Below are 512 nucleotides of genomic sequence, written 5' to 3' on the forward strand. Positions count from 1 at the left end.
CCGGCATTCTGTGGCGGTCTGAGCAGGCATTTCTGCACTATGTGGTCTGGTCAGGTTATTGCACCCGGCGCGCATCCATCGATGTCTTTCATCGGAAACTCAGTCCCGATTGTTTTGCTTGGCGTGCATTTGCGCATGATTGTCGCTTGATCATGATCAAGCAACCGGGCGCCAAGGCCCCGCGATCTTCGCTGATGCGCAACACCTGCGGCAAGGGCAGAATCTACAGGTTCATGGCGCATTTGCACCGGTTCGCAGGGGCGGTATTGATCTGTACAGTGCCGCAAAGCCGCAAGTGACCGGACAGAGCGTCGACCACTTGCGCCGGAAACGGATCGTGCGCGCCCGGTCCGGCCAGACTGATCTATCCCAGCCTCATCATGCGCGTCCTTTGTCGTCACCTTCTGCACGAGGCATTGACCGTTGGTGGCGACCTTTGCTTGATATAAATCAATAGTTCGCGCGGGACTGGTATAGATATAATTAGCAAGAAAAAGCGGCCTTTGATCTCT

The 512-nt window shown here is 55.5% G+C and carries 1 protein-coding gene; it reads right to left on the minus strand.

The window, feature by feature from the left end:
* Positions 1–50: 50 nt before the first annotated feature.
* Positions 51–512, minus strand: a 462-nt coding sequence (locus tag ACTIE1_RS16710; RefSeq protein ID WP_439563521.1) for a hypothetical protein, incomplete at its 5' end; no start/stop codon positions are given.

The organism is Roseinatronobacter sp. (assembly GCF_051859525.1).
GTDB lineage: Bacteria > Pseudomonadota > Alphaproteobacteria > Rhodobacterales > Rhodobacteraceae > Roseinatronobacter.